Annotated in this window: 21 protein-coding genes; 10 read left to right on the top strand and 11 right to left on the bottom strand. The window is 56.2% G+C overall.

The window, feature by feature from the left end; translation table 11 throughout:
* The first annotated feature begins 25 nt into the window (after positions 1–25).
* The 3 genes from AB3N39_RS02145 to AB3N39_RS02135 all read left to right on the top strand — a co-directional run bounded on the left by AB3N39_RS02145 (position 26) and on the right by AB3N39_RS02135 (position 2,983).
* Positions 26–1,069 (top strand): GlxA family transcriptional regulator, encoded by a 1,044-nt coding sequence (locus AB3N39_RS02145; RefSeq protein WP_232057364.1) that lies wholly within the window; start codon positions 26–28, stop codon positions 1,067–1,069.
* 48 nt (positions 1,070–1,117) lie between these two features.
* Complete coding sequence (locus tag AB3N39_RS02140) at positions 1,118–1,942, top strand: AraC family transcriptional regulator (protein WP_143344569.1); 825 nt, start codon at positions 1,118–1,120, stop codon at positions 1,940–1,942.
* A gap of 75 nt (positions 1,943–2,017) precedes the next feature.
* On the top strand, positions 2,018–2,983 hold the full coding sequence (locus AB3N39_RS02135) for a DMT family transporter (protein ID WP_252093330.1): 966 nt from the start codon (positions 2,018–2,020) through the stop codon (positions 2,981–2,983).
* A 79-nt stretch (positions 2,984–3,062) separates the two neighbouring features.
* Here the strand turns inward: AB3N39_RS02135 and AB3N39_RS02130 are convergent, their stop codons facing one another.
* Positions 3,063–4,712, bottom strand: coding sequence for a methyl-accepting chemotaxis protein (locus tag AB3N39_RS02130; protein ID WP_111965380.1), 1,650 nt, complete (start codon positions 4,710–4,712; stop codon positions 3,063–3,065).
* Positions 4,713–4,957: 245 nt separating this feature from the next.
* Between AB3N39_RS02130 and ytfE the strand changes: the two genes are divergently transcribed.
* On the top strand, positions 4,958–5,620 hold the full coding sequence (gene ytfE / locus AB3N39_RS02125) for an iron-sulfur cluster repair protein YtfE (RefSeq protein WP_143344566.1): 663 nt from the start codon (positions 4,958–4,960) through the stop codon (positions 5,618–5,620).
* Between the two features lie 95 nt (positions 5,621–5,715).
* On the opposite strand, the gene cycA is transcribed toward ytfE, so the two are convergent.
* Positions 5,716–7,125, bottom strand: coding sequence for a D-serine/D-alanine/glycine transporter (gene cycA / locus AB3N39_RS02120; RefSeq protein WP_367897021.1), 1,410 nt, complete (start codon positions 7,123–7,125; stop codon positions 5,716–5,718).
* Between the two features lie 311 nt (positions 7,126–7,436).
* Positions 7,437–8,057, bottom strand: a complete 621-nt coding sequence (gene fklB / locus AB3N39_RS02115) for an FKBP-type peptidyl-prolyl cis-trans isomerase (protein ID WP_008502892.1) — start codon at positions 8,055–8,057, stop codon at positions 7,437–7,439.
* Between the two features lie 233 nt (positions 8,058–8,290).
* Between fklB and AB3N39_RS02110 the strand changes: the two genes are divergently transcribed.
* Entirely contained in the window at positions 8,291–8,935 is a 645-nt protein-coding gene (locus tag AB3N39_RS02110; RefSeq protein ID WP_133293634.1) for an OapA family protein, read from the top strand.
* Positions 8,936–9,003: 68 nt separating this feature from the next.
* On the opposite strand, the gene rplI is transcribed toward AB3N39_RS02110, so the two are convergent.
* Genes rplI through rpsF form a run of 4 tightly spaced genes read right to left on the bottom strand, consistent with a single transcriptional unit; the run spans position 9,004 to position 10,443 of the window.
* Positions 9,004–9,453 carry a 50S ribosomal protein L9 gene (rplI, locus tag AB3N39_RS02105; protein WP_024907318.1) on the bottom strand — a complete coding sequence of 150 codons (450 nt, stop codon included), beginning with the start codon at positions 9,451–9,453 and terminating at the stop codon, positions 9,004–9,006.
* Between the two features lie 41 nt (positions 9,454–9,494).
* Positions 9,495–9,722, bottom strand: coding sequence for a 30S ribosomal protein S18 (rpsR, locus tag AB3N39_RS02100; protein ID WP_000135199.1), 228 nt, complete (start codon positions 9,720–9,722; stop codon positions 9,495–9,497).
* Between the two features lie 4 nt (positions 9,723–9,726).
* Positions 9,727–10,041: a primosomal replication protein N gene (priB, locus tag AB3N39_RS02095; RefSeq protein WP_008502895.1), complete on the bottom strand. Its 315-nt coding sequence runs from the start codon at positions 10,039–10,041 to the stop codon at positions 9,727–9,729.
* Between the two features lie 6 nt (positions 10,042–10,047).
* Positions 10,048–10,443 (bottom strand): 30S ribosomal protein S6, encoded by a 396-nt coding sequence (gene rpsF / locus AB3N39_RS02090; protein WP_014068637.1) that lies wholly within the window; start codon positions 10,441–10,443, stop codon positions 10,048–10,050.
* Positions 10,444–10,784: 341 nt separating this feature from the next.
* Here rpsF and yjfY point away from each other — a divergent pair, with 341 nt between their 5' ends.
* A complete protein-coding gene (gene yjfY, locus AB3N39_RS02085; protein WP_010427445.1) occupies positions 10,785–11,060 on the top strand; it encodes a DUF1471 family protein YjfY in 276 nt (91 codons plus the stop codon).
* A 165-nt stretch (positions 11,061–11,225) separates the two neighbouring features.
* Here the strand turns inward: yjfY and yjfP are convergent, their stop codons facing one another.
* On the bottom strand, positions 11,226–11,948 hold the full coding sequence (yjfP, locus tag AB3N39_RS02080) for an esterase (protein WP_367897020.1): 723 nt from the start codon (positions 11,946–11,948) through the stop codon (positions 11,226–11,228).
* A 137-nt stretch (positions 11,949–12,085) separates the two neighbouring features.
* Here yjfP and bsmA point away from each other — a divergent pair, with 137 nt between their 5' ends.
* The 3 genes from bsmA to AB3N39_RS02065 all read left to right on the top strand — a co-directional run bounded on the left by bsmA (position 12,086) and on the right by AB3N39_RS02065 (position 14,943).
* Positions 12,086–12,415, top strand: a complete 330-nt coding sequence (gene bsmA, locus AB3N39_RS02075) for a biofilm peroxide resistance protein BsmA (RefSeq protein WP_111965385.1) — start codon at positions 12,086–12,088, stop codon at positions 12,413–12,415.
* A 148-nt stretch (positions 12,416–12,563) separates the two neighbouring features.
* Positions 12,564–12,839 carry a DUF1471 family protease activator YjfN gene (yjfN, locus tag AB3N39_RS02070; RefSeq protein WP_143344565.1) on the top strand — a complete coding sequence of 92 codons (276 nt, stop codon included), beginning with the start codon at positions 12,564–12,566 and terminating at the stop codon, positions 12,837–12,839.
* Positions 12,840–13,011: 172 nt separating this feature from the next.
* Entirely contained in the window at positions 13,012–14,943 is a 1,932-nt protein-coding gene (locus tag AB3N39_RS02065; protein ID WP_367897019.1) for a methyl-accepting chemotaxis protein, read from the top strand.
* Here AB3N39_RS02065 and AB3N39_RS02060 read toward each other — a convergent pair.
* Positions 14,940–16,562, bottom strand: coding sequence for an isovaleryl-CoA dehydrogenase (locus AB3N39_RS02060; RefSeq protein WP_133293630.1), 1,623 nt, complete (start codon positions 16,560–16,562; stop codon positions 14,940–14,942). The genes AB3N39_RS02065 and AB3N39_RS02060 overlap by 4 nt on opposite strands.
* 193 nt (positions 16,563–16,755) lie before the next feature.
* Between AB3N39_RS02060 and AB3N39_RS02055 the strand changes: the two genes are divergently transcribed.
* Positions 16,756–18,030 (top strand): MFS transporter, encoded by a 1,275-nt coding sequence (locus AB3N39_RS02055; protein ID WP_133293629.1) that lies wholly within the window; start codon positions 16,756–16,758, stop codon positions 18,028–18,030.
* Between the two features lie 82 nt (positions 18,031–18,112).
* Here the strand turns inward: AB3N39_RS02055 and rlmB are convergent, their stop codons facing one another.
* Both rlmB and rnr read right to left on the bottom strand, forming a co-directional pair.
* Positions 18,113–18,844 (bottom strand): 23S rRNA (guanosine(2251)-2'-O)-methyltransferase RlmB, encoded by a 732-nt coding sequence (gene rlmB, locus AB3N39_RS02050; RefSeq protein WP_058840431.1) that lies wholly within the window; start codon positions 18,842–18,844, stop codon positions 18,113–18,115.
* Between the two features lie 66 nt (positions 18,845–18,910).
* A complete protein-coding gene (gene rnr / locus AB3N39_RS02045; RefSeq protein WP_115876625.1) occupies positions 18,911–21,352 on the bottom strand; it encodes a ribonuclease R in 2,442 nt (813 codons plus the stop codon).
* Positions 21,353–21,362: the final 10 nt, after the last annotated feature.

Below are 21,362 nucleotides of genomic sequence, written 5' to 3'. Positions count from 1 at the left end.
TAGTCAAAACAGGTATTAATCGAAAATGACAAATACACAAATTGGATTTGTGTTATGTGAACGCATGCTAAGTTCCGGTCTCAGTCTGCCGATTGAAATGTGGAAAGCCGCAGCCAGCAGCTATTTAGCCGAGCAAAAAACAACATCCCACGCAGACACGCACAAAACGGAGACATCTGCGTTCAGGCTCTGTCGTCCGGAGAATATACTGAAAGTTCATACTATTGGCATAAATAACGAGCCCATCCTGACGCAAAGTGGCTTTAGCATTACCGCCGATACTACGCTTGCCGCAGACAGGCACTATGACGTTATCTATCTTCCTGCCCTGTGGCGCAACCCTCGAGCAGTGGTCAGACAAAAGCCTGAACTTCTGAAATGGTTGACCGAGCAGGCTGTGCGAGGAACCCGTATCGCCGCCGTCGGAACGGGCTGCTGTTTTCTGGCGGAGTCGGGATTGCTCAACGGAAAGCCCGCCACCACCCACTGGCACTACTTCAAACAATTCTCGCGCGACTACCCCAGCGTAAAATTACAAACCAAACATTTTCTCACGCAGGCCGATAATATTTACTGTGCCGCCAGCGTTAAGGCCCTGTCAGATCTGACGATTCATTTTATCGAAACGATATACGGGAAACGTGTAGCCACACATACTCAACGGACATTTTTTCATGAAATTCGTAGTCAGTTCGATCGCCAGTGTTACAGTGAAGAAAACAAACCCCACCCGGATGAAGATATTGTTCAAATTCAAACCTGGATAAAAGCCAACTGCGCCTCGGATATATCCATGCAGAATCTTGCCGATATGGCTGGCATGAGTTTGCGCAACTTCAACCGTCGCTTTAAAAATGCCACCGACATATCCCCCCTGCAGTATTTATTAACCGCCAGAATTGAATCCGCCATGACAATGCTGCAATCCACCAATCTGTGCATTCAGGAGATCGCGAATGCGGTGGGATATCAGGATATTGCGCACTTTAATCGCCAGTTTAAGCATAAAACAACGGTTTCACCGGGGGATTACCGTAAGACCGTCCGGGCAAAGATGTTTAGTGCATAAACGCCGGTCATCTCTGATAATGAAAAGATGACCACGAGGAGGTTTAACGTGCAAGGCGTACCGGAACAGTTTAATGATGAAAGAGACAGCGCGCGCTTTCGCCATCTGGCGCAGCTGCCGGGTCTGGAGCTGTATCACGCGCACATTTCTGACTACGCCTTTGAGCCTCACACCCATGAAGCCTTCGGGATCGGCACGATTGAAACCGGTGCCGAACGCTTTCGCTATCGCGGTACCCAGCATCTCGCGGCGGAAAAATCCGTCGTCACCATGAACCCGGACGAGATCCACACCGGTGAATCCGCCACCGAGGGCGGCTGGCGCTACCGGATGGTCTATATCGAACCCGATCTGCTTGAAGAGGTGACCGGCCTCAGGCACTGGTGGTTTAGCGACGTGACCCGCCATGACCCGTTGCGCTCACAGCAAATCGGCAGGCTGATTTACGGCCTGTGGCACACGGACGATCCGCTTGCGCAAAAAGGATTACTGCTGGATCTGATTGAGACCTTCCAGCCTCTGGCCCATCACGCGCCGGTGATTCAGGAGGGCGCGCACCGCTTCGAACGCGTACGCGAGTACCTGCACGACAACTACATGCACCCCCTGACGCTTGACGAGCTGGCCAGCGTCGTTTCACTCAGCCCGTATCATTTTCAGCGCCAGTTCAAAGCCCATTTTCACGTGACGCCGCATCAGATGCTGATGGCCATTCGCCTCTGGCGCGCCAAAGCATTCCTCACGCACGGCATGCCCGCCGCAGAGGTCGCCGCCGCAACCGGGCTGACCGATCAGTCGCATCTCACCCGCGCGTTTACCCGCCGCTACGGCATTACGCCCGTGCGCTACCAGAAGCAAGTCATCCGGCGCTAATGCGCAATCTCATACAATACGCGCGTATTTTCCCCTCCTACACTGCATACAGCGTAAATACCTGTGGATGGAAAAATGATTAGTGGAGTGTTGTATGCCCTGCTGGCCGGGATGATGTGGGGTCTGATTTTCGTCGGCCCGCTGATCGTGCCCGAGTATCCGGCAATATTGCAGTCGACCGGACGTTATCTGGCGCTGGGGCTGATTGCCCTGCCTCTGGCGTGGCTGGGACGCGCGCGCTTGCGTCAGCTCAGCCGTCAGGACTGGGCCACCGCGCTGGCGCTGACCATGATGGGTAATCTTATCTATTACGTTTGCCTCGCGAGTGCCATTCAGCGTACCGGTGCGCCGGTATCAACCATGATTATCGGCACGCTGCCGGTCGTCATCCCCGTCTTTGCTAACCTACTCTACAGCCAGCGCGATGGCAAACTGGCGTGGACTAAAATGGCGCCGGCGCTGGTCTGCACTGCCCTGGGGCTGATATGCGTCAATATTGCCGAGCTGCGTCATGGCCAGGCGAATGTTGATCTGTGGCGTTACGGTTCTGGCATTCTGCTGGCGTTCATTTCCGTGGCGTGCTGGGCATGGTATGCCCTGCGCAACGCGCGCTGGCTGCGGGAGAATCCGGACAAACATCCGATGATGTGGGCGACGGCGCAGGCGCTGGTCACGTTGCCCGTATCCGTCGTGGGATATCTCGGCGCATGCCTCTGGCTGGGCCATCAGCAGCCGGACTTCGCCCAGCCCTTCGGGCCAAAACCGTGGGTATTTATTGGGCTGATGGTTGCGATCGCCGTGCTGTGTTCATGGGTGGGCGCGCTGTGCTGGAATATTGCCAGCCAGAAGCTGCCGACGGTGATATTAGGGCCGCTGATTGTCTTCGAAACCCTGGCCGGACTGCTTTATACCTTTCTGATGCGCCAGAGCGTACCGCCGCTGTTCACGACCTGTGGGATCGTGCTGTTGGTGGTGGGGGTAGTGATGGCGGTGAGAGCGAAGCCGGAAAAACCGAGGGTTGTTCCGGCATCGGAGATGTGAGTATTGCCCGGCGGCGCTGCGCTTGCAGGGCCTACAAAACCGTAGACCCGGTAAGGCGTAGCCGCCACCGGGCAAGCCCTTAAAACGTTTCCCAGTTCCCTTCAGACGCCGCCGCGACAGGCTGCGCTTTTGGCACATAGGTTTTTACCGGGGCCGCTTTTACCGCCTGGTTGCGGGTAATTTTGAACACCGCCACCGCTTCGTTCAGGCGTGCAGCCTGATCTTCCAGCGCCGCCGCCGCGGCCGCAGACTCCTCCACCAGCGAGGCGTTCTGCTGGGTCACGCGGTCCATCTCGGCTACCGCCTGACCCACCTGGTCGATACCACGGCTCTGCTCGTCAGAGGCCGAAGCAATTTCGCCCATGATGTCGGTGACGCGGGTGACCGCATTGACGATCTCTGCCATCGTCTCCCCGGCTTCGTTAACCAGCTGAGAGCCCGCGTTCACGCGTTCACCGGAATCGTCGATCAGCGCTTTAATCTCTTTCGCCGCCTGGGCGCTACGCTGGGCAAGAGTACGCACTTCGCCTGCCACAACCGCAAAACCACGGCCCTGCTCGCCCGCACGCGCGGCTTCCACCGCCGCGTTCAACGCCAGGATATTCGTCTGGAAGGCAATGCCGTCGATCACGTTAGTAATTTGCGCAATTTTGCTGGAGCTGGTGGCGATTTCGTCCATCGTCCGCACGACGCCTTCAACCACGTTACCGCCCTTCTTCGCCGTTGAGGAGGCATCCAGTGCCAGACGGGAAGCCTGACGCGCGTTATCGGCGTTCTGCTTCACGGTCGCCGTCAGCTGTTCCATGCTGGCTGCCGTCTCTTCCAGAGACGCGGCCTGCTGCTCGGTACGGGAAGAGAGGTCGTTACTGCCAGCGGAGATTTCGCCTGCACCGGTGTAAATGGTATCTGCGCCTTCACGCACCACGCCCACGGTGTTTGCCAGCGAAGTTTGCATCTCCTGCACGTTGCGCGCAAGGATAGCCATTTCATTATTACCGTCTGCCTGAATCGGCTGGGTGAGATCGCCTGCCGCAATAGCGCGAATATGGTTAATCACCTCTTCAAGAGGCAGCAGCAGCACGCGGCGCATGGCGATCCAGCTGGAGATAATCACCACAATCACCAGCAGCATAACCGCAGAAAGGATCCACAGGATGCGCTTGTAGTCGCTTTCATTGTCCTGGATGCCTTTATCGGTAAGCATTGCCTGCGCTTCGCGCCATTCACGATATACCGTCTGCATCGCGTTTTGTTTCTGTTCGGCATTCTGCTTGAACATATCTTCCAGATTGCCCTGGCTCAGCAGAACGTTCATTTGCGTCAGCGTTGCAGAGTAAATGCGGTACTGCTCTTCGAGTTGGTTGGTCAGGTTCTCATCCAGGCCAGGCGTGTTCGGCAGGGCATAGTATTTATCGTAATGAACCTGCGCTTCAGTCAGCAGATTTTTCGCCGTGGTCACCAGCTCATTCAGCTGACCGCCGTTAATTTGTGAGGCCATGCTGCTTTGCAGGCGCAGCATCCCGCGGTTCAGGGTGACGCGAGCCTGGTTCAGACTGATCCACGCATCGGTAAACTCCGCCACGTTCTTGCTGGAGAGCTGCGACACGGTGAAGTTGTCTTTATCGTTATTCAGGGCGTTGATAAAGATACCGGCGGAAATCACTTGCATGATGCCGAGCACAAGCAGCACCGAAATCAGAAGGGTAATGACTTTTATACGTTTAAACATGCGTTGCCTTTGTTTTATGCAGGTTTGTCTGACGTGGATATATCGGCAGGCGCGGCGGGTTGTTTACTGTTCCTCCACCTTTAAAAAGTTTCGAAACCACTTTCCTGAGCCCATTCAGAGAGTTAAAAGTGGGATTTTTTTTGTGATCCACATCTCACTTTCCCCCTTCCCTCTAAAGGGTTATAGCGCTGGCCTAAAGATGCATTTAATATGCACTTTATATTATTGATGACGAGGTAACTGCTATGGCCTTTCGCGACCAACCCCTTGGCGAGCTGGCGCTCTCCATTCCTCGCGCTTCTGCGCTGTTCCGTAAATACGATATGGACTACTGCTGCGGCGGTAAGCAAACACTGGAGCGTGCGGCCTCACGCAAAGAGCTGGACGTTGAGGTTATTGAAGCAGAGCTGGCGCAGCTGGCCGAGCAGCCCGTCGATAAAGACTGGCGAACCGCCCCGCTCGCGGAAATCATCGACCATATCATCGTGCGTTATCATGATCGTCACCGTGAGCAACTGCCGGAACTGATTCTTCAGGCGACCAAAGTCGAGCGCGTCCATGCCGACAAACCTTCCGTACCGCGCGGTCTGGCAAAGTACCTGACCCTGCTGCACGAAGAGCTTTCAAGCCACATGATGAAGGAAGAGCAGATCCTCTTCCCGATGATTAAACAGGGTATGGGAAGCCAGGCGATGGGGCCCATCAGCGTGATGGAAAGCGAGCATGATGACGCGGGCGAACTGCTGGAAGTGATCAAACACACCACCCACAACGTTACGCCACCGCCAGAAGCGTGCACAACGTGGAAAGCGATGTACAACGGCATTAACGAGATGATTGACGACCTGATGGAACACATCAGTCTCGAGAACAACGTTCTGTTCCCGCGGGCATTAGCGGGGGAATAAAAAAGGCCGCTGCGGCCTGATGCCCCCACCCCGCCCCTCTGCCACGGGAGAGGGTGCAAAAACTAAAAACGGCAACCGAAGTTGCCGTTTTGCTTTTACCGTACGCCTGCCATACGTTTCTTACCGATAAACACCCAGCCCAGCCCCAGCGCGATAAACCACAGCGGCGTGACGATGAGTGCCTGACGGGTATCATCTTCCAGCGTCAGCAGAACCAGCACGAAGACGAAGAACGCCATGCACACCCAGCACATTAGCTTGCCCAGCGGCATCTTGTAGATCGATTTCTCATGCAGATGTGGGCGCTGCTTGCGGTACACCAGATATGAACAGAGGATGATGGTCCAGACGAACATAAACAGGATCGCTGAGACCGTGGTGATCATGGTGAACGCGCCAATCACGCTTGGGTTCACGTAGAGCATCACCACGCCGCCCAGCAGGCACATGCAGGAGAAGGTCAGCCCTTTTGCCGGTACGGCACGCTTAGAGAGCTTGGCGAACGCGCTCGGCGCCACGCCTTCCTGCGCCAGGCCAAACAGCATACGGCTGGTGGAGAACACGCCGCTGTTCGCGGAAGATGCCGCAGAGGTCAGCACCACGAAGTTAATCAGGCTCGCGGCAGCAGGCAGGCCTACCAGCACGAACAGCTCAACGAACGGGCTCTTGGTTGGCACCACGGAGCTCCACGGCGTCACGGACATAATGACGATCAGCGCGAAGACGTAGAACATGATGATACGCAGCGGAATAGAGTTTATCGCGCGCGGGAGAGACTTCTCGGGATCTTTGGTCTCCGCTGCCGTCGTGCCCACCAGCTCAATGCCCACGAACGCAAATACCGCGATCTGGAAGCCGGCAAAGAAGCCGCTCATGCCTTTCGGGAACCAGCCGCCGTCATTCCACAGATGGGTAAACGACGCCTGAACGCCCGTTGGTGACTGGAAGTGGGTGAGCACCATCACCAGACCCACAACGATAAGCCCGACAATGGCCACGATTTTGATCATCGCGAACCAGAACTCCATCTCACCGAACATTTTAACGGTGGCGAGGTTCAGGCTCAGCAGCAGAACAATAACCGCCAGCGAGGCGACCCAGTCCGACAGACCCGGGAACCAGAACTGCGCGTAGGCGGTAATCGCCACGACGTCCGCCATACCGGTGACAACCCAGCAGAACCAGTAGGTCCAGCCGGTGAAATAGCCCGCCCACGGCCCGAGCAGGTCAGAAGCGAAGTCGCTAAAGGATTTGTATTCGAGGTTCGAGAGCAGCAGTTCACCCATTGCACGCATCACGAAGAACAGCATAAAACCGATAATCATATAAACGAATATGATTGACGGCCCGGCGAGACTAATAGTTTTGCCTGAACCCATAAACAGCCCGGTACCGATGGCACCCCCGATGGCAATGAGCTGAATATGACGGTTTGTGAGATTGCGCCGTAGCGACTGTTCAGACGACGCCCCTTCGTCGGCGACGACTTTAACCTGATCTACCATGTGATATTTTCCTGTTTATGCCTGTCTGTGTTGTTAAGGCTCTTCTGGCCTTTAAATACGTCAAAAGATGACGTTCCCTTGTAAGGGCTAATCGATATTAGGTAAGAATCGGCGGGATGAATACTATGATTTAGATATTATGTTAATAATATGTTGAAAGTGAGTGTCATATCACTCATACAGCGCGAAACAGCTCACAAAAATACACGCAACAGTTTCGTTTGCAAGATAAAATGTTGATTGCACCATAACTATAGGTTTTTACACTATTTTCCTCTCCCCAACCGGAGAGAGGAAATAAGAAAAGTCGATTACAGAATTTCCAGCAGCTCGACTTCAAATACCAGGGTGCTGAATGGCGGGATGGACGCGCCAGCGCCGCGCTCGCCGTAGGCCAGGTTATGCGGAATAGTCAGTTCCCATTTGGAACCGACTGGCATCAGGGTCAGCGCTTCAATCCAGCCTGCGATAACACCGTTCACCGGGAACTCAGCCGGTTCGCCGCGCGCCACGGAGCTGTCGAACACGGTACCGTCGATCAGCTTACCGGTGTAGTGTACGCGAACGTGGTCGGTACGCGCCGGGATTGCGCCGTCACCCTGATTGATCACGCGGAACTGCAGACCAGACTCGGTGCTGTTAACGCCTTCACGCTCACGGTTCTCTTCCAGATATTTCACACCTTCGGCGGCCATCTCTTCAAAGCGTGCGCGACGCACGGCGTCAGCACGCTCGTGGATTTCACGCAGCGCACGGTGCACAACGTCAACCGGAACGGCAGGCTGTTTGCCTTCCAGTGCGTCAGCGATACCCGCCACCAGCGCTTCTGGTAACAGACCCTCCAGGCCGGATTCGCTCAGCTGCTGTCCTACCTGCAAGCCGATACCGTAACTTGCCTGCGCTTCGATAGTGTCAAAAGTCGGGGTGGTCATGGGTTTTCCTTCCATCACATTTAAAGTAGCGGGCAGCATATCAGCCATGCCCTTATGGGTAAAACTTTGTCTGAAGTTAAGGTGACAAACCGCGACGAAACAGAAACAATAGAGATAACCAGGATTAATCCCGAACTGATGTCACGGATGTCGGGTTTGCTACGCCGTTCAGGCAGTTAGCGAACTATACTTCGGAACACAGGATAAAAAAGACGCGGAGCAGGAGGAGTGCCATGCCCGGGCGATTTGAACTGAAACCTACCCTGGCGAAAATCTGGCAGGCGCCGGACAATTTTCGCATCATGGACCCGCTGCCTCCTTTGCATCGCAGAGGGATCATCATTGGCGCGCTGATGGTGATCGTGGGCTTCCTGCTTCCTTCCGGGAGCGATGATGTCGATACCGCACCCGTTACCCGCAATGCTCAACTGGACATTCAGTCGCAGACGCGACCGCAGCCTGATGCACAGCCGATGCAAACGCAGCTTGTCACCCCGTCTAACGATCCGGGTCAGGTTGCACCGGTTGAGCCAGAGCCCATTCAGGATGAACAACCACAGGATCAAGCCGCCGCCCCGTCTCAGCCTCAGACGCAACAGCCTACCGGCATTGAGCAACAGTGGCGTTCCTATCGCGTGGAGCCGGGAAAAACCCTGGCACAGCTGTTCCGCGACCATAACCTGCCGCCAACCGACGTGTATGCCATGGCGAAGGTGGAAGGTGCAGGTAAGCCGCTCAGTAACCTGCAGAATGGACAGATGGTGCAGGTTCGTCAGAATGCCAGCGGTGTGGTGACAGGATTAACGATTGATACAGGAAACGGACAACAGGTGCTGTTTACCCGCCAGCCAGACGGCAGTTTTATCAGGGCGCGTTAAGGGCCCGGCGCTGTAAAAAGCAAAACGCCGGCACAAGGCCGGCGTTTCAACGTGAGCAGAGTAAAAAATTACTCAGCTACAACGTTAACAACCAGTTTAGCGAACACTTCGCTGTGAACCTGGAAGTCAACTTCGTGCTCACCAGTGGTACGCAGAACGCCGTTCGGCAGACGAACTTCGCTCTTAGCCACTTTAACGCCTGCAGCAGTTACTGCATCAGCGATATCGCGGGTACCGATGGAACCGAACAGTTTACCTTCGTCGCCTGATTTAGACGCGATGGTAACGGTGCCCAGTGCGTTGATTGCTTCAGCGCGAGCGTTAGCAGCCGCCAGAACGTCAGCCAGTTTGGCTTCCAGTTCAGCGCGACGTGCTTCGAAAAACTCTACGTTTTTCTTGGTAGCTGGAACAGCTTTACCCTGTGGAACCAGGAAGTTACGTGCGTAACCCGCTTTAACGTTAACCTGATCACCCAGGCTGCCCAGGTTTGCTACTTTATCAAGCAGAATAACTTGCATTACCTTATCCTCTTAAAGTCGTATTAATGGACCGTGCCCGATTACTGATGACGATCAGTGTACGGCAGCAGGGACAGGTAGCGAGCGCGTTTGATAGCGCGAGCCAGCTGACGCTGGTATTTTGCACGAGTACCGGTGATACGGCTTGGGACAATCTTACCGCTTTCGGTGATGTAGTTTTTCAGCGTTGCGATATCTTTATAGTCGATCTCTTGAACGCCTTCCGCGGTGAAACGGCAGAACTTGCGACGACGGAAATAACGTGCCATATGGCTAGTCTCCAGAATCTATCAAATCAATCTGCTCGGCATGCAGAACCATTTTGCTCAGGCCGTTCTTTGCCTTGTGGCAAGAGATGAACCCCTGAACGATTACTGCGCTACCGACCGTTAAACTGTGAGTAATGGCCTGGTTTTCGTGTCCGCTAATAATAACGGGCATTTGGCACCACGCCTGCCGGTGAAACCCGGCTTCCTCTTGCACAGAACGATGCTCAAGCACGAACTGGCAATGCGGAATTCCTGATGGACTGACCTTTCGAAGGGGAGCCCTGCATACGATGCCGGACAACGCCAGACGGTTGGTCATCAGAAATTACTCTTCAGAATCCCCAGCATCAGAATCATCTGCGGTTTCGTTTGCGAAATCATCGCGACGCTCACGGCGCTCGTCTTTCGCTTTAACCATCGGAGATGCTTCGGTAACTGCGTTTTTGGTACGCATAACCATGCTGCGGATAACGGCATCGTTGAAGCGGAAGGTAGTTTCCAGCTCATCGATAACTTCCTGCGGCGCTTCAACGTTCATCAGAACGTAGTGTGCTTTGTGCAGTTTGTTGATCGGGTAAGCCAGCTGACGGCGGCCCCAGTCTTCCAGACGGTGGATCGTACCTTCTGCACCAGTGATGGCAGCAGAGTAACGCTCGATCATACCCGGAACCTGTTCGCTCTGGTCAGGATGGACCATAAAAACGATTTCGTAATGACGCATCGAATTGCTCCTTACGGATTATTCAGCCTCCTGTCTGGGTCAGCCGAGGCCCGGGGAGGCAAGGAACGTGTTAAAGGTCGGCTGAAAAATTGACGCGTCATAATACTTGCGCGCCCCTGGAAACTCAAGCTGATTGCACAAATAATTCGCACAAAGCGCGAAGCGGGTCTAAGTAGGTGATTTAAAATTGGTCACACCCGGAAGCGTTGTTTTTTTGAACAACTGCATCAGAAATGGTCACGCATCCCCGCTGGATGAGTGATTACACTTTAATCAGAGATCGCCTGAATTAAAGAAGGAGCATCCCCCCTCTCGCAGCACGTAATCGTGGAGCGCATATCATGAAAAAAATCGCACTAGCCATAATGGCGGCGCTTTTGCTCAGTGCAAACGCGATGGCAGCCATCAAGATAGACAGCCGACAGGCCAGAAACATGGATGATGTGCAAAGCTTGGGCGTCATTTACATCAATCATAATTTCGCCACGGAAAGTGAAGCAGATCAGGCCCTAAACGAAGAAACCGATGCGCAGGGCGCAACCTATTACCACGTGATGTTAACCCGTGAGCCCGGCAGCAACGGCAACATGCACGCCAGTGCAGATATTTACCGATAACGCTTTAACGCTAGCACCAGGAAAGCCAACAACGAGAACATAGCCATAGTTGACGTTGCCCCCTGCCCGGGGGCTTTTTTTTGAGAAAGGCTCCGGAATACCATCGGTAAAAGACCCCTGAGATCCTCCTGAAACTGGAAGATCGGGAGTTAAGGTGCTGCGCATTTAAAGGTGCTGGCGGAAAAATGCCACCGTGGCGTCCAGCGCCGCTGGCGTGATGCGGTGGCGGACGCCCGCTTCCCACAGACAGGTCAGATTACCGTCCAGGCTTGCATTTATTAACGCCTGCTGCAGACGGAAGGTTCCCTCGGGCGGGACCACATCATCTGCATCACCGTGCCATAGCAGCAATGGGCGATCGGCCACGCGCGGCAATGACCGGGACACATCCCACTCTTCGAGCGTCGCGGTGATTTCCGCTAATTCCTTAGGGGGAAAGAGCGTCTTCGCCAGCGACGTAAAATAGCCCGAGCCCATCAGGCAGGCGACCGACTTCACTTCCGGATGATGCGTCATAATCCCCAGCGCCGTCATACCGCCCATCGACGCCCCGGCGACAGCCAGACGATTGTCGGCAACCAGGCCGGCCTCATAAAGCGCATCGCGCACCCCGGCAAACTCGGTCAGACTCCCGTGCAGAATGTGCCAGAACTGCCCAAGTCGCGCCTGTTCATTGCCCGTAAAGCGGGCGCCGTGGTCAGGCGCATCCGGCATCACCACGCGAAAACCCGCCTGCGCCAGCGCAACCGCAAAATAACTGTAAACCAGCTTCGATGAGGTAAACCCGTGATAAAAAACCACAACAGGCAGCGGTTTATCACGTTTACCCGCAGGCATCGCGTGTAAAATTTCATGGTCGCCGAGGTGGCGTATTTCAATTTCAATCATTGTCGACCCTGTGCGAATGTATGATTCATAATGTTGAGAACTGGGTTACGCTTTCACGTCATTTTCATTCGAAATATACGTCCCAGATAACACTTCGGGAACATTCCCCCAAAACTAAATTCACAGACAACTACACTATGGCTATCAGGAAACGAGATATGGTTATGCGCAGGTTTGCTGCTTTAGTGCTGGTGTTTCTGCTTAGTGGCTGTAGCGCGCTGCAGGGAACGCCGCAACCCGCTCCACCGGTCGCCGATCATCCACAGGAGATTCGTCGTAATCAGACGGAAGGATTACAACGAATGGGCACGATTTCCGCGCTGGTACGCGGCTCCCCGGATGACGCAGAAGCGGCAATAAAAGCACAGGCCGTCGCCGCCAAAGCAGATTATTACGTCATCATTATGATCGACGAAACCATCATAACGGGACAGTGGTATTCACAGGCCATTTTGTACCGTAAATAATGGTTTTCCTTTGAACGAGATTTACACTGCTTTGCGTCCATAGACATTTTCCTGTCCACAATAAACTCCATGCCCGCGTCAATGGAAGGGAGTTTATTCGCGAAGGATTGCCCGGCGGATACCGGAGATATGTGAAATGGAGCTGACGATGAAACGAACTCTTGCTTTGACCTCTCTGTTGCTCTCAGCAGGCCTGGTGAGCACCACCGCGCAGTCAGCAGAATTCGCCAGTGCTGACTGTGTGACTGGCCTGAATGAAATTGGCCAGATCTCCGTGAATAATATCTCGGGGAGCCCGCAGGACGTTGAACGCGTTGTGGCATTAAAGGCCGATGAGCAGGGTGCTTCATGGTATCGCATCATCCAGATGCAGGAAGATCACCACATCGACCACTGGCGAGTACAGGCCATTCTTTACGTGTAATATCCCTCCTGATAAAAGCCACTTATTTTTAGTGGCTTTTCGTTTTTGCAAATCTTTTATCTTATGAAAAACCAATCAATAACAAGAAAATAACATTTTGTTACATTAATTCAGTAAACGTAATCCCCGCTCTGCCGTTGAAGAACCATACCTTTTCAATGATGAGCAATTTATGATCAACGTTTTTCGCCGTGCAGGCCTGGGGGCAAAGCTGTCGCTGCTTACGGGCATCAGTGTCGCCACGCTGTTTCTGCTTTTCACTTTTCTGCTCAGTCAAAAAGCCAGCCAGCAGCTTGAAGCCCTCGCCGTCGAAGATCTGCATAATCAGTCCACAGGCATGGTCGACATGGTGCAGATGTTTAATACCAGCCTGAGCGAAGAAGTCGAAAGCTACACCAAACTGTTTACGACATTTCTGCCCCAGCCTTTTAGCGTCGATACTCAGCAGCCCCGGACCATTAACGGGCTCACCGTTCCCCTACTGAAAGGGGGAGAAGCTGAACTCCATGAAAATACCTCTTTTTCCGATGATTTTCTGAGCCGTACGGGAGCAATCTCCACGCTGTTTGTACGCAGCGGTAACGACTTTGTTCGCGTCGCCACCTCCCTGCGCAAAGAGAACGGCGAGCGGGCGATGGGCACCGTGCTGGATACCGCCAGCCCGGCCTTTGCCGCAGTCAACAGAGGGGAAGTCTACCGTGGCCTGGCGCTGCTGTTTGGCAAACGCTATATCACCCAGTATCAGCCGGTTAAAAACGCCGAAGGCCAGGTCATTGCGATCGTCTTTGTTGGCGTGGACATTACGCATTCCTGGAACGTCATGCGCGAGAAAATCCTCACCCGTCGCCTGGGCGAGAGCGGCCACTTCTTCGTGCTGGATCGCAGCAACGGCAAAACGCGCGGGCAATACCTGTTCCATGCCGGTGAAGAGGGACAGCTGCCGAAGTGGGACGGCGCGACGCAGCAACAGCTTTTGAGTGACAAGCCCGGCACGCTGGAACGCGTAAGCGACGACGGCCGCACGCTGAAAATGGCCTATACCCCGCTGCCAGGCTGGAACTGGACTATCGTCGGCGAAGTGGATAAATCGGTGCTGCTCTCAAGCGTTACCGCCATGCGCGATCGCTTCCTGCTGGCCGGCGTGGTCTTATCCATCCTGTTTGCTGGCCTGTTCGTGATTCTTATTCGCCGCGTGCTGACCCGACCGCTGCGCAATGTGATCCATCTTGCCCGGCAATATGCCGCAGGGGATCTCCGTTCCAGCCTGCCCGTGACGCGCCAGGACGAGGTCGGCCAGCTGATCGACGCCATCAACGGCATCGGCGGCGGCCTGCAAAAAATTGTCCTGCAGGTCCGCGAGGCCGCTGGCGAGATCCATTTGGGCACCAACGCGCTGGCCGCCGACACCGGCGAGATTTCAGAGCAGATCAACAAGCAGGCGAGCAGCGTGGAAGAGACCTCCGCCAGCATGGAGCAGCTGGCCGCCACCGTGCAGCAAAATGCCGCCAACATGGAGCAAACGCAGCAGCTGGTCGGTGAAACCTCGCTCGCGGTCCATCAGGGCGGTGAGACGGTCACCCACGCGGTGTCGACCATGGACGATATTCGCGAAGCGTCAAAACGCATCGAAGACATCACGCGCGTGATCGAATCCATCGCTTTCCAGACCAATATTCTGGCGCTGAATGCGGCAGTGGAAGCGGCCCGCGCGGGTGAGCACGGAAAAGGGTTTGCGGTAGTCGCTCAGGAAGTTCGCGCCCTGGCGGGACGCAGCGCTAACGCGGTGAAGGAGATTGAACAGCTGATTGGCGATACGCTCAGAAAAGTGAGTGAGGGCCATGCGCTGTCTGAAAAGACCCGCCTGGCGATGGATGACATCATCATTCATATCGATAACATCAGCCAGCTGGTCACCGAGATTAACCATGCCTCACGCGAGCAGTCCGCAGGGATTGGCCAGGTTAATCTCGCCATGACCCACATTGGCGAAGCGTCGCATATCAATGCCGATCGTATCTCACGCAGCGAACAAACGGCTCAAACGCTGCGCGAGAAGGGATCACATCTGGCCCAGCTGGTGAGTCTGTTCCAGCTAAAAGATTAACCGACTCTGCCCGTCGCACGCAGCAGCAGGTCACTTTGCACCTGCTCGCTCATCAGCGTGCCGCCACGGGTATCCAGCATCATGCGGCACCACGCCTGCGCCACCGGGGGCGACGCATGCCGCAGCATCTGGCTTCCGGCACCCAGCAGGAAAAGCTGCTGCGCGATCTCCCGCCCCTGCGCCTCCTGCGGTTTACGCAGTTTTTGCTGAAGCTGTCGCCAGCTGCGGTCGAAGTGTCTGTCCTGCCCTTTCACCTGCGCAAACTCGTCGGCAAGCAGGTCGTGAATGCCCGGCTGCTTCGCCAGCACGCGCAGCACGTCCAGGCACATGATATTTCCTGACCCTTCCCAGATGCTGTTCACCGGCATCTCGCGGTACAGGCGGGGAAGTTCACTCTCTTCGCAATAACCGATCCCACCCAGCACCTCCATCGCCTCAGCGACAAACGGGATGCCCGCTTTGCACACGCTAAATTTCGCCGCCGGGGTAAACAGCCGCGCCCAGGCGGCCTCCTGCGGATCCGCGCGTTTATCCCACGCGCGGGCCAGGCGGAACAGCAGCGCCGTGTGCCCCTCCAGCACCAGCGCCATCCGGCTTAGCACTTCGCGCATGAGCGGCTGATCGATAAGATTTTTGCCGAAGGTCTGACGCTGGTGGGCATGGTACAGCGCCACCGAGAGCGCCCGACGCATCAGTCCGTGGCTGCCCAGCGCGCAGTCAAAGCGCGTCAGACCGCCCATTTTGAGGATCTGCCGTACCCCTTCGCCCTCTTCCCCCAGCAGCCAGCCGGAGGCATCAAGAAACTCCACCTCGCTGCTGGCGTTGGAGCGGTTCCCGAGCTTGTCCTTAAGGCGCTCCAGCCGGACGGCGTTGCGCTGTCCGTCAGGTAAAAAGCGCGGCACAAAAAAGCAGGACAGCCCGCCCTTCGCCTGGGCCAGCACCAGATGCGCATCGCTTTGCGGGACGGAGAAAAACCATTTATGGCCCACCAGCCGGTAGCTGCCGTCGCTGCATTTTTCCGCTTTGGTGGTGTTGCTCAGCACGTCCGAGCCGCCCTGTTTTTCCGTCATCCCCATACCGATCAGCAGGCCGCGCTTTTGCGCGCCAGGAGCCAGATGCGGATCGTAGCGATCGCTGAGCAGCGGCGTCAGCCAGTCGTGAAATATTTTGGGAAGCGCCTGCTGCAGGAGCGGCGTGGCGGCAAACGTCATGGTGATCGGGCAAAGCGTGCCCGCTTCCACCTGCGCATGCAGCACAAAGCGTGCGGCCCGCGCGACAAACGCCCCTTTACGCGCCTCCTCTTCCCACGCCAGGTTATGTACCCGATTGGCACACAGCCCCTGCATCAGCAGGTGCCATGCCGGGTGAAAACGCACGTCGTCCAGCCGCTCGCCCGTGGCGTCATAGCGTAACAGCTCCGGCGGATTCACGTTCGCCAGCCTGCCCAGCTCCAGCGACTCTGCGGTACCTAACTGCTGCCCGATGCTGGCGAGCAGTTCGATATCCCACTCGGCCCCCTCGCGCGAAACTGCGTCACGCAGCGCGCAGTCCGAGAGGAAAAGGTTGCTGTTGGAAAGCGGTGCGGGTTGATTGAAAACGGTATGGGTCTGCCAGTGCATACTGTCTCCCTTCTTCAGTGGCAATGACGATAAGTATGGACAGACCGCGCACACGCTGCATGGGAGGGGAGTCACACGTTCACGATCCCGCTGATATCATTCGTGAAATAGCTCACAGAACATAAGAATAAACTATTTCATGACTTCGCTTTTGTTGAATAATTTATTCTTACCCTTTTCAATGAGGATCGTTATGCAACCGGATGCGCACAAGCGAGCATTAATTGCCGGCTCCATTGGTAACTTTATCGAGTGGTATGAGTTTGCGGTCTACGGTTTTCTGGCGACCGTCATTGCGAAGAACTTCTTCCAGCTTGAAGGGGAAGCTGGGCTTACCAGCCTGATCCTCACCTACGCCTCATTCGCCATCGCCTTCTTCTTCCGTCCGCTGGGTGCGGTGGTGTTTGGCCGCATCGGCGACCGAATTGGCCGAAAGCCGACGCTCATTATTGTGCTGGTACTCATGACGCTGGCCACCGCCGCCATCGGCATTGTGCCGGTCTATGCCAGCATCGGCATTGCCGCACCGCTGATCGTTACGCTGCTTCGCATCCTGCAGGGACTGTTCGCCGGCGGCGAGTACGGCGGTGCGGTCTCGCTGATGACGGAGTTCGCCCCGCGCGGCAGGCGCGGCCTCTATGGCGCGTGGCAGTCCTTTACCGTGGCGCTGGGGCTGCTGGCGGGCGCAGGCATCGTGGCGCTGCTCTCCGCCCTCCTCACGCCTGAAGCCCTGCACGACTGGGGCTGGCGCATTCCTTTCTTCCTGGCGCTGCCCATGGGTGTTGTTGCGCTGTGGCTTCGCGTCAGCATGGAGGAGACGCCCAGCTTTGTGCAGCAGCAGGACAAACCGGCTGTCGCTCAGGCGGATATTGCCGCTACGCTCAGGGCCATCGTGATGGGGATTGGGCGCGTAATGGTCTGGTCTGCGGCGGGTTACACTTACCTGGTGATTATGCCGACCTATCTCCAGTCGGCGCTACACACCGGGTTTAACCAGGCGCTGCTGATCGCGGTGATTTCGAACGTTGGGTTTGCGCTGACCATCATTCCGTCGGGGATCCTGAGCGATAGGATCGGGCGTCGCACGGTGATGATTATCGCCACCGCGCTGCTGCTGATCCTCGCCCTGCCGCTGCTGAAACTTCTGCAGGCGGAGTCCAGCACGCTGGCGGTGAAGGCTGTTGTGGTGTTGATTGCGGGCGGTCTGGTGGGCATGCTGGCGGGGCCGGGCCCGGCGATGCTCTCTGAGATGTTCCCGACGCGCGTGCGCTATACCGGGCTGGGGCTGGCCTACTCGTTATCGAACGCGATTTTCTCGGGATGCGCAGGGTTAATCATTACCGGGCTGATTAAGCAGACGGGTAACCTGGATATTCCGGCGTATTACGTGATGGCAACGGCGGTGGTGAGTATTTTCGCGCTGATGACTCTGAGGAAGGATGACCATTTGCGGTCGTTAGAGGAGTGAGGTTGTTTTGCCGGGTGGCGGCTTCGCCTTACCCGGCCTACAAAACCGTAGGCCCGGTAAGCGAAGCGCCACCGGGCGAAAATCAGCTACGCTGACGCACCGCTTCAAACAGGCAAATACCCGTCGCAACAGACACGTTCAGGGAGGACACGCTGCCCGCCATCGGGATGCTGATCAGCTCATCGCAGTGCTCGCGGGTCAGACGACGCATGCCTTCACCTTCCGCCCCCATCACCAGCGCCAGACGGCCGGTCATTTTGCTCTGGTACAGAGTATGATCCGCTTCACCGGCAGTCCCGACGATCCAGATGTTCTCTTCCTGCAGCAGACGCATGGTGCGCGCCAGGTTGGTCACGCGGATCAGCGGAACGTTTTCCGCCGCGCCGCAGGCCACCTTCTTCGCCGTCGCGTTCAGCTGCGCGGAGCGATCTTTCGGTACGATCACCGCATGCACGCCCGCTGCATCGGCGCTGCGCAGACACGCGCCGAGGTTGTGCGGATCGGTTACGCCATCGAGGATCAGGAAGAATGGGTTATCCAGCTCAGCGATCAGATCCGGCAGATCGTTTTCCTGATACTGACGGCCCGGCTTCACGCGGGCAATGATCCCCTGGTGAACCGCGCCTTCACTTTTTTCATCCAGGAACTGGCGGTTCGCCAGCTGGATCACCACGCCCTGCGCTTCCAGGGCGTGGATCAGCGGCATCAGACGTTTATCTTCACGCCCTTTCAGAATAAACACTTCCTGAAAACGCTCCGGTGCGCGCTCGAGAAGGGCCTGCACCGCGTGGATGCCGTAAATCATTTCACTCATTGATGGTTCTCGTAATAAGTATTTCCCCTCCCCCCGTTGGGGAGAGGGTCAGGATGAGGGGAGATTTTACTCCGCCTGCTTTTTCTTGGCCGCGCGCTTCGCTTTGGTGGCGGCCGCTATTTTCTGTGTCTTCGCGGAAGGTTTCTTCGCTGAACGGGCTTCTTTCTTCGCCGCCTTCGGCTTCTGCTTCTTCTCACCGCGGAACGCGCTGTCCGGCTCGAAGTTCACCTTCTTACCGGCCTGACGGCGCTTGCCGCTCGTTTTGCCGTTTCCGCCTTTTTTCGCTCTTTCGCGTTCGGTTTTACCGACGTTACGCGGGGCGCGCTCGCTGGAGATCAGGCTGAAGTCGATTTTACGGTCGTCCATATTCACGGCCTCAACCTTCACTTCCACACGGTCGCCCAGACGATAGGTCTGGCCGCCAGATTCGCCAATCAGACGCTGGCCGACCTGGTCGAAGCGGTAGTAGTCATTATCCAGGCTGGAGACGTGCACCAGACCGTCGATGAACAGCTCGTCCAGACGAACGAAGAAGCCAAAGCCGGTCACGCTGGCAATCACACCTTTGAAGACGTTACCGACCTGGTCCAGCATAAAGTCACACTTCAGCCAGTCCGCAACGTCGCGGGTGGCTTCATCGGCACGGCGTTCGGTCATGGAGCAGTGCTGACCCAGCTGCAGCATCTCTTCCATCGAATAGTGGTAGCCACCGGTTTCGGTGGTGTTCCCTTTATGTCCCTGCTCCTGCGCCAGCAGATACTTGATCGCACGGTGCAGGGAGAGGTCAGGATAACGACGGATCGGCGACGTAAAGTGGGCGTAAGACTGCAGCGCCAGGCCGAAGTGTCCGCGGTTTTCCGGATCGTAAATCGCCTGCTTCATTGAGCGCAGCAGCATCGTCTGCAGCATTTCTGCATCAGGACGATCGCTAATGGATTCCAGCAGCTCGGCGTAATCGCGCGGCTCTGGCTTGTTGCCGCCCGGCAGCTCCAGGCCCAGTTCAGCCAGCACGGAGCGGAACGCGGTGATGGCTTCCGTCGACGGTTTATCGTGGATACGGAACAGCGCAGGCTCTTTGGCTTTCTCAACGAAGCGTGCCGCCGAGATATTCGCCAGAATCATACATTCTTCGATCAGCTTGTGCGCATCATTACGCTGGGTCTGTTCGATACGCTCAATGCGGCGCTCGGCGTTGAAGATAAATTTCGCTTCTTCACTCTCAAACGAGATCCCGCCGCGCTCTTCGCGCGCCTGATCCAGCGTTTTGTAGAGGTTATGCAGCTCTTCGATGTGTTTGACCAGCGGCGCGTACTGTTCGCGCAGATCCTGGTCGCCCTGCAGCATATGCCAGACCTTGGTATAGGTCAGACGCGCGTGCGAGCTCATCACCGCTTCGTAGAACTTGTAGCCGGTTAAGCGCCCTTTGGTGGAGATGGTCATCTCGCAAACCATACAGAGGCGATCAACCTGCGGGTTCAGGGAACACAGGCCGTTAGAGAGCACTTCCGGCAGCATCGGCACGACCTGGGACGGGAAGTAGACCGAGGTACCGCGGCTGCGCGCTTCGTTATCCAGCGGAGTGTGCGGACGAACATAGTAGCTTACGTCTGCAATAGCGACCCACAGACGCCAGCCGCCGCCGCGTTTTTTCTCGCAGTAGACGGCGTCATCGAAGTCACGGGCGTCTTCACCGTCGATCGTAACCAGCGGCAGGGAGCGGAGATCCACGCGGCCCACTTTGGATTCTTCCGGCACTTCTTCACGCAGGCTTTCGATCTGCTCTTCAACCGCTTTCGGCCAGATGTACGGAATTTCGTGGGTGCGCAGCGCCATATCAACGGCCATGCCGGTGCCCATATTATCGCCCAGCACTTCGACGATTTTACCTACCGCTTTGGTGCGACGGGTTGGGCGCTGGGTAAGTTCCACCACCACCACAAAGCCCATGCGGGCGCCCATCACTTCTTCAGGTGGGATCAGGATGTCGAAGCTCAGACGGCTGTCGTCCGGCACCACGAACCCAACGCCCGCGTCGGTAAAGTAGCGGCCGACAATCTGGCTGGTTTTTGGCACCAGAACGCGCACGACGCGCGCTTCTCGGCGACCTTTACGGTCGGCGCCCAGCGGCTGTGCCAGGATCTGGTCGCCGTGGATGCACATTTTCATCTGTTCAGATGAGAGATACAGATCGTCTTTACGGCCTTCCACGCGCAGGAAGCCGAAGCCATCGCGGTGACCAATGACGGTCCCTTTCAGCAGATCGAGGCGTTCCGGCAGCGCGTAGCACTGGCGGCGGGTAAAGACCAGTTGCCCGTCGCGCTCCATCGCGCGCAGGCGGCGGCGAAGGGCTTCAATCTGCTCTTCACCTTCAATATTTAATTCAACGGCAAGTTCTTCACGATTGGCGGGTTTTTCGCGTTTTGTTAAGTGTTCAATGATGAACTCGCGGCTGGGGATAGGATTCGCGTATTTTTCGGCTTCGCGTTCCTGGAAAGGATCGTGTGACATGTCGGTTCCT

Origin of the sequence: Enterobacter vonholyi, assembly GCF_040834095.1 — a bacterium.
Classification (GTDB): Bacteria; Pseudomonadota; Gammaproteobacteria; order Enterobacterales; family Enterobacteriaceae; genus Enterobacter; species Enterobacter vonholyi.
Note: the sequence above shows the minus strand (reverse complement) of the source record. Positions and strands in the feature narration are given on the sequence as shown.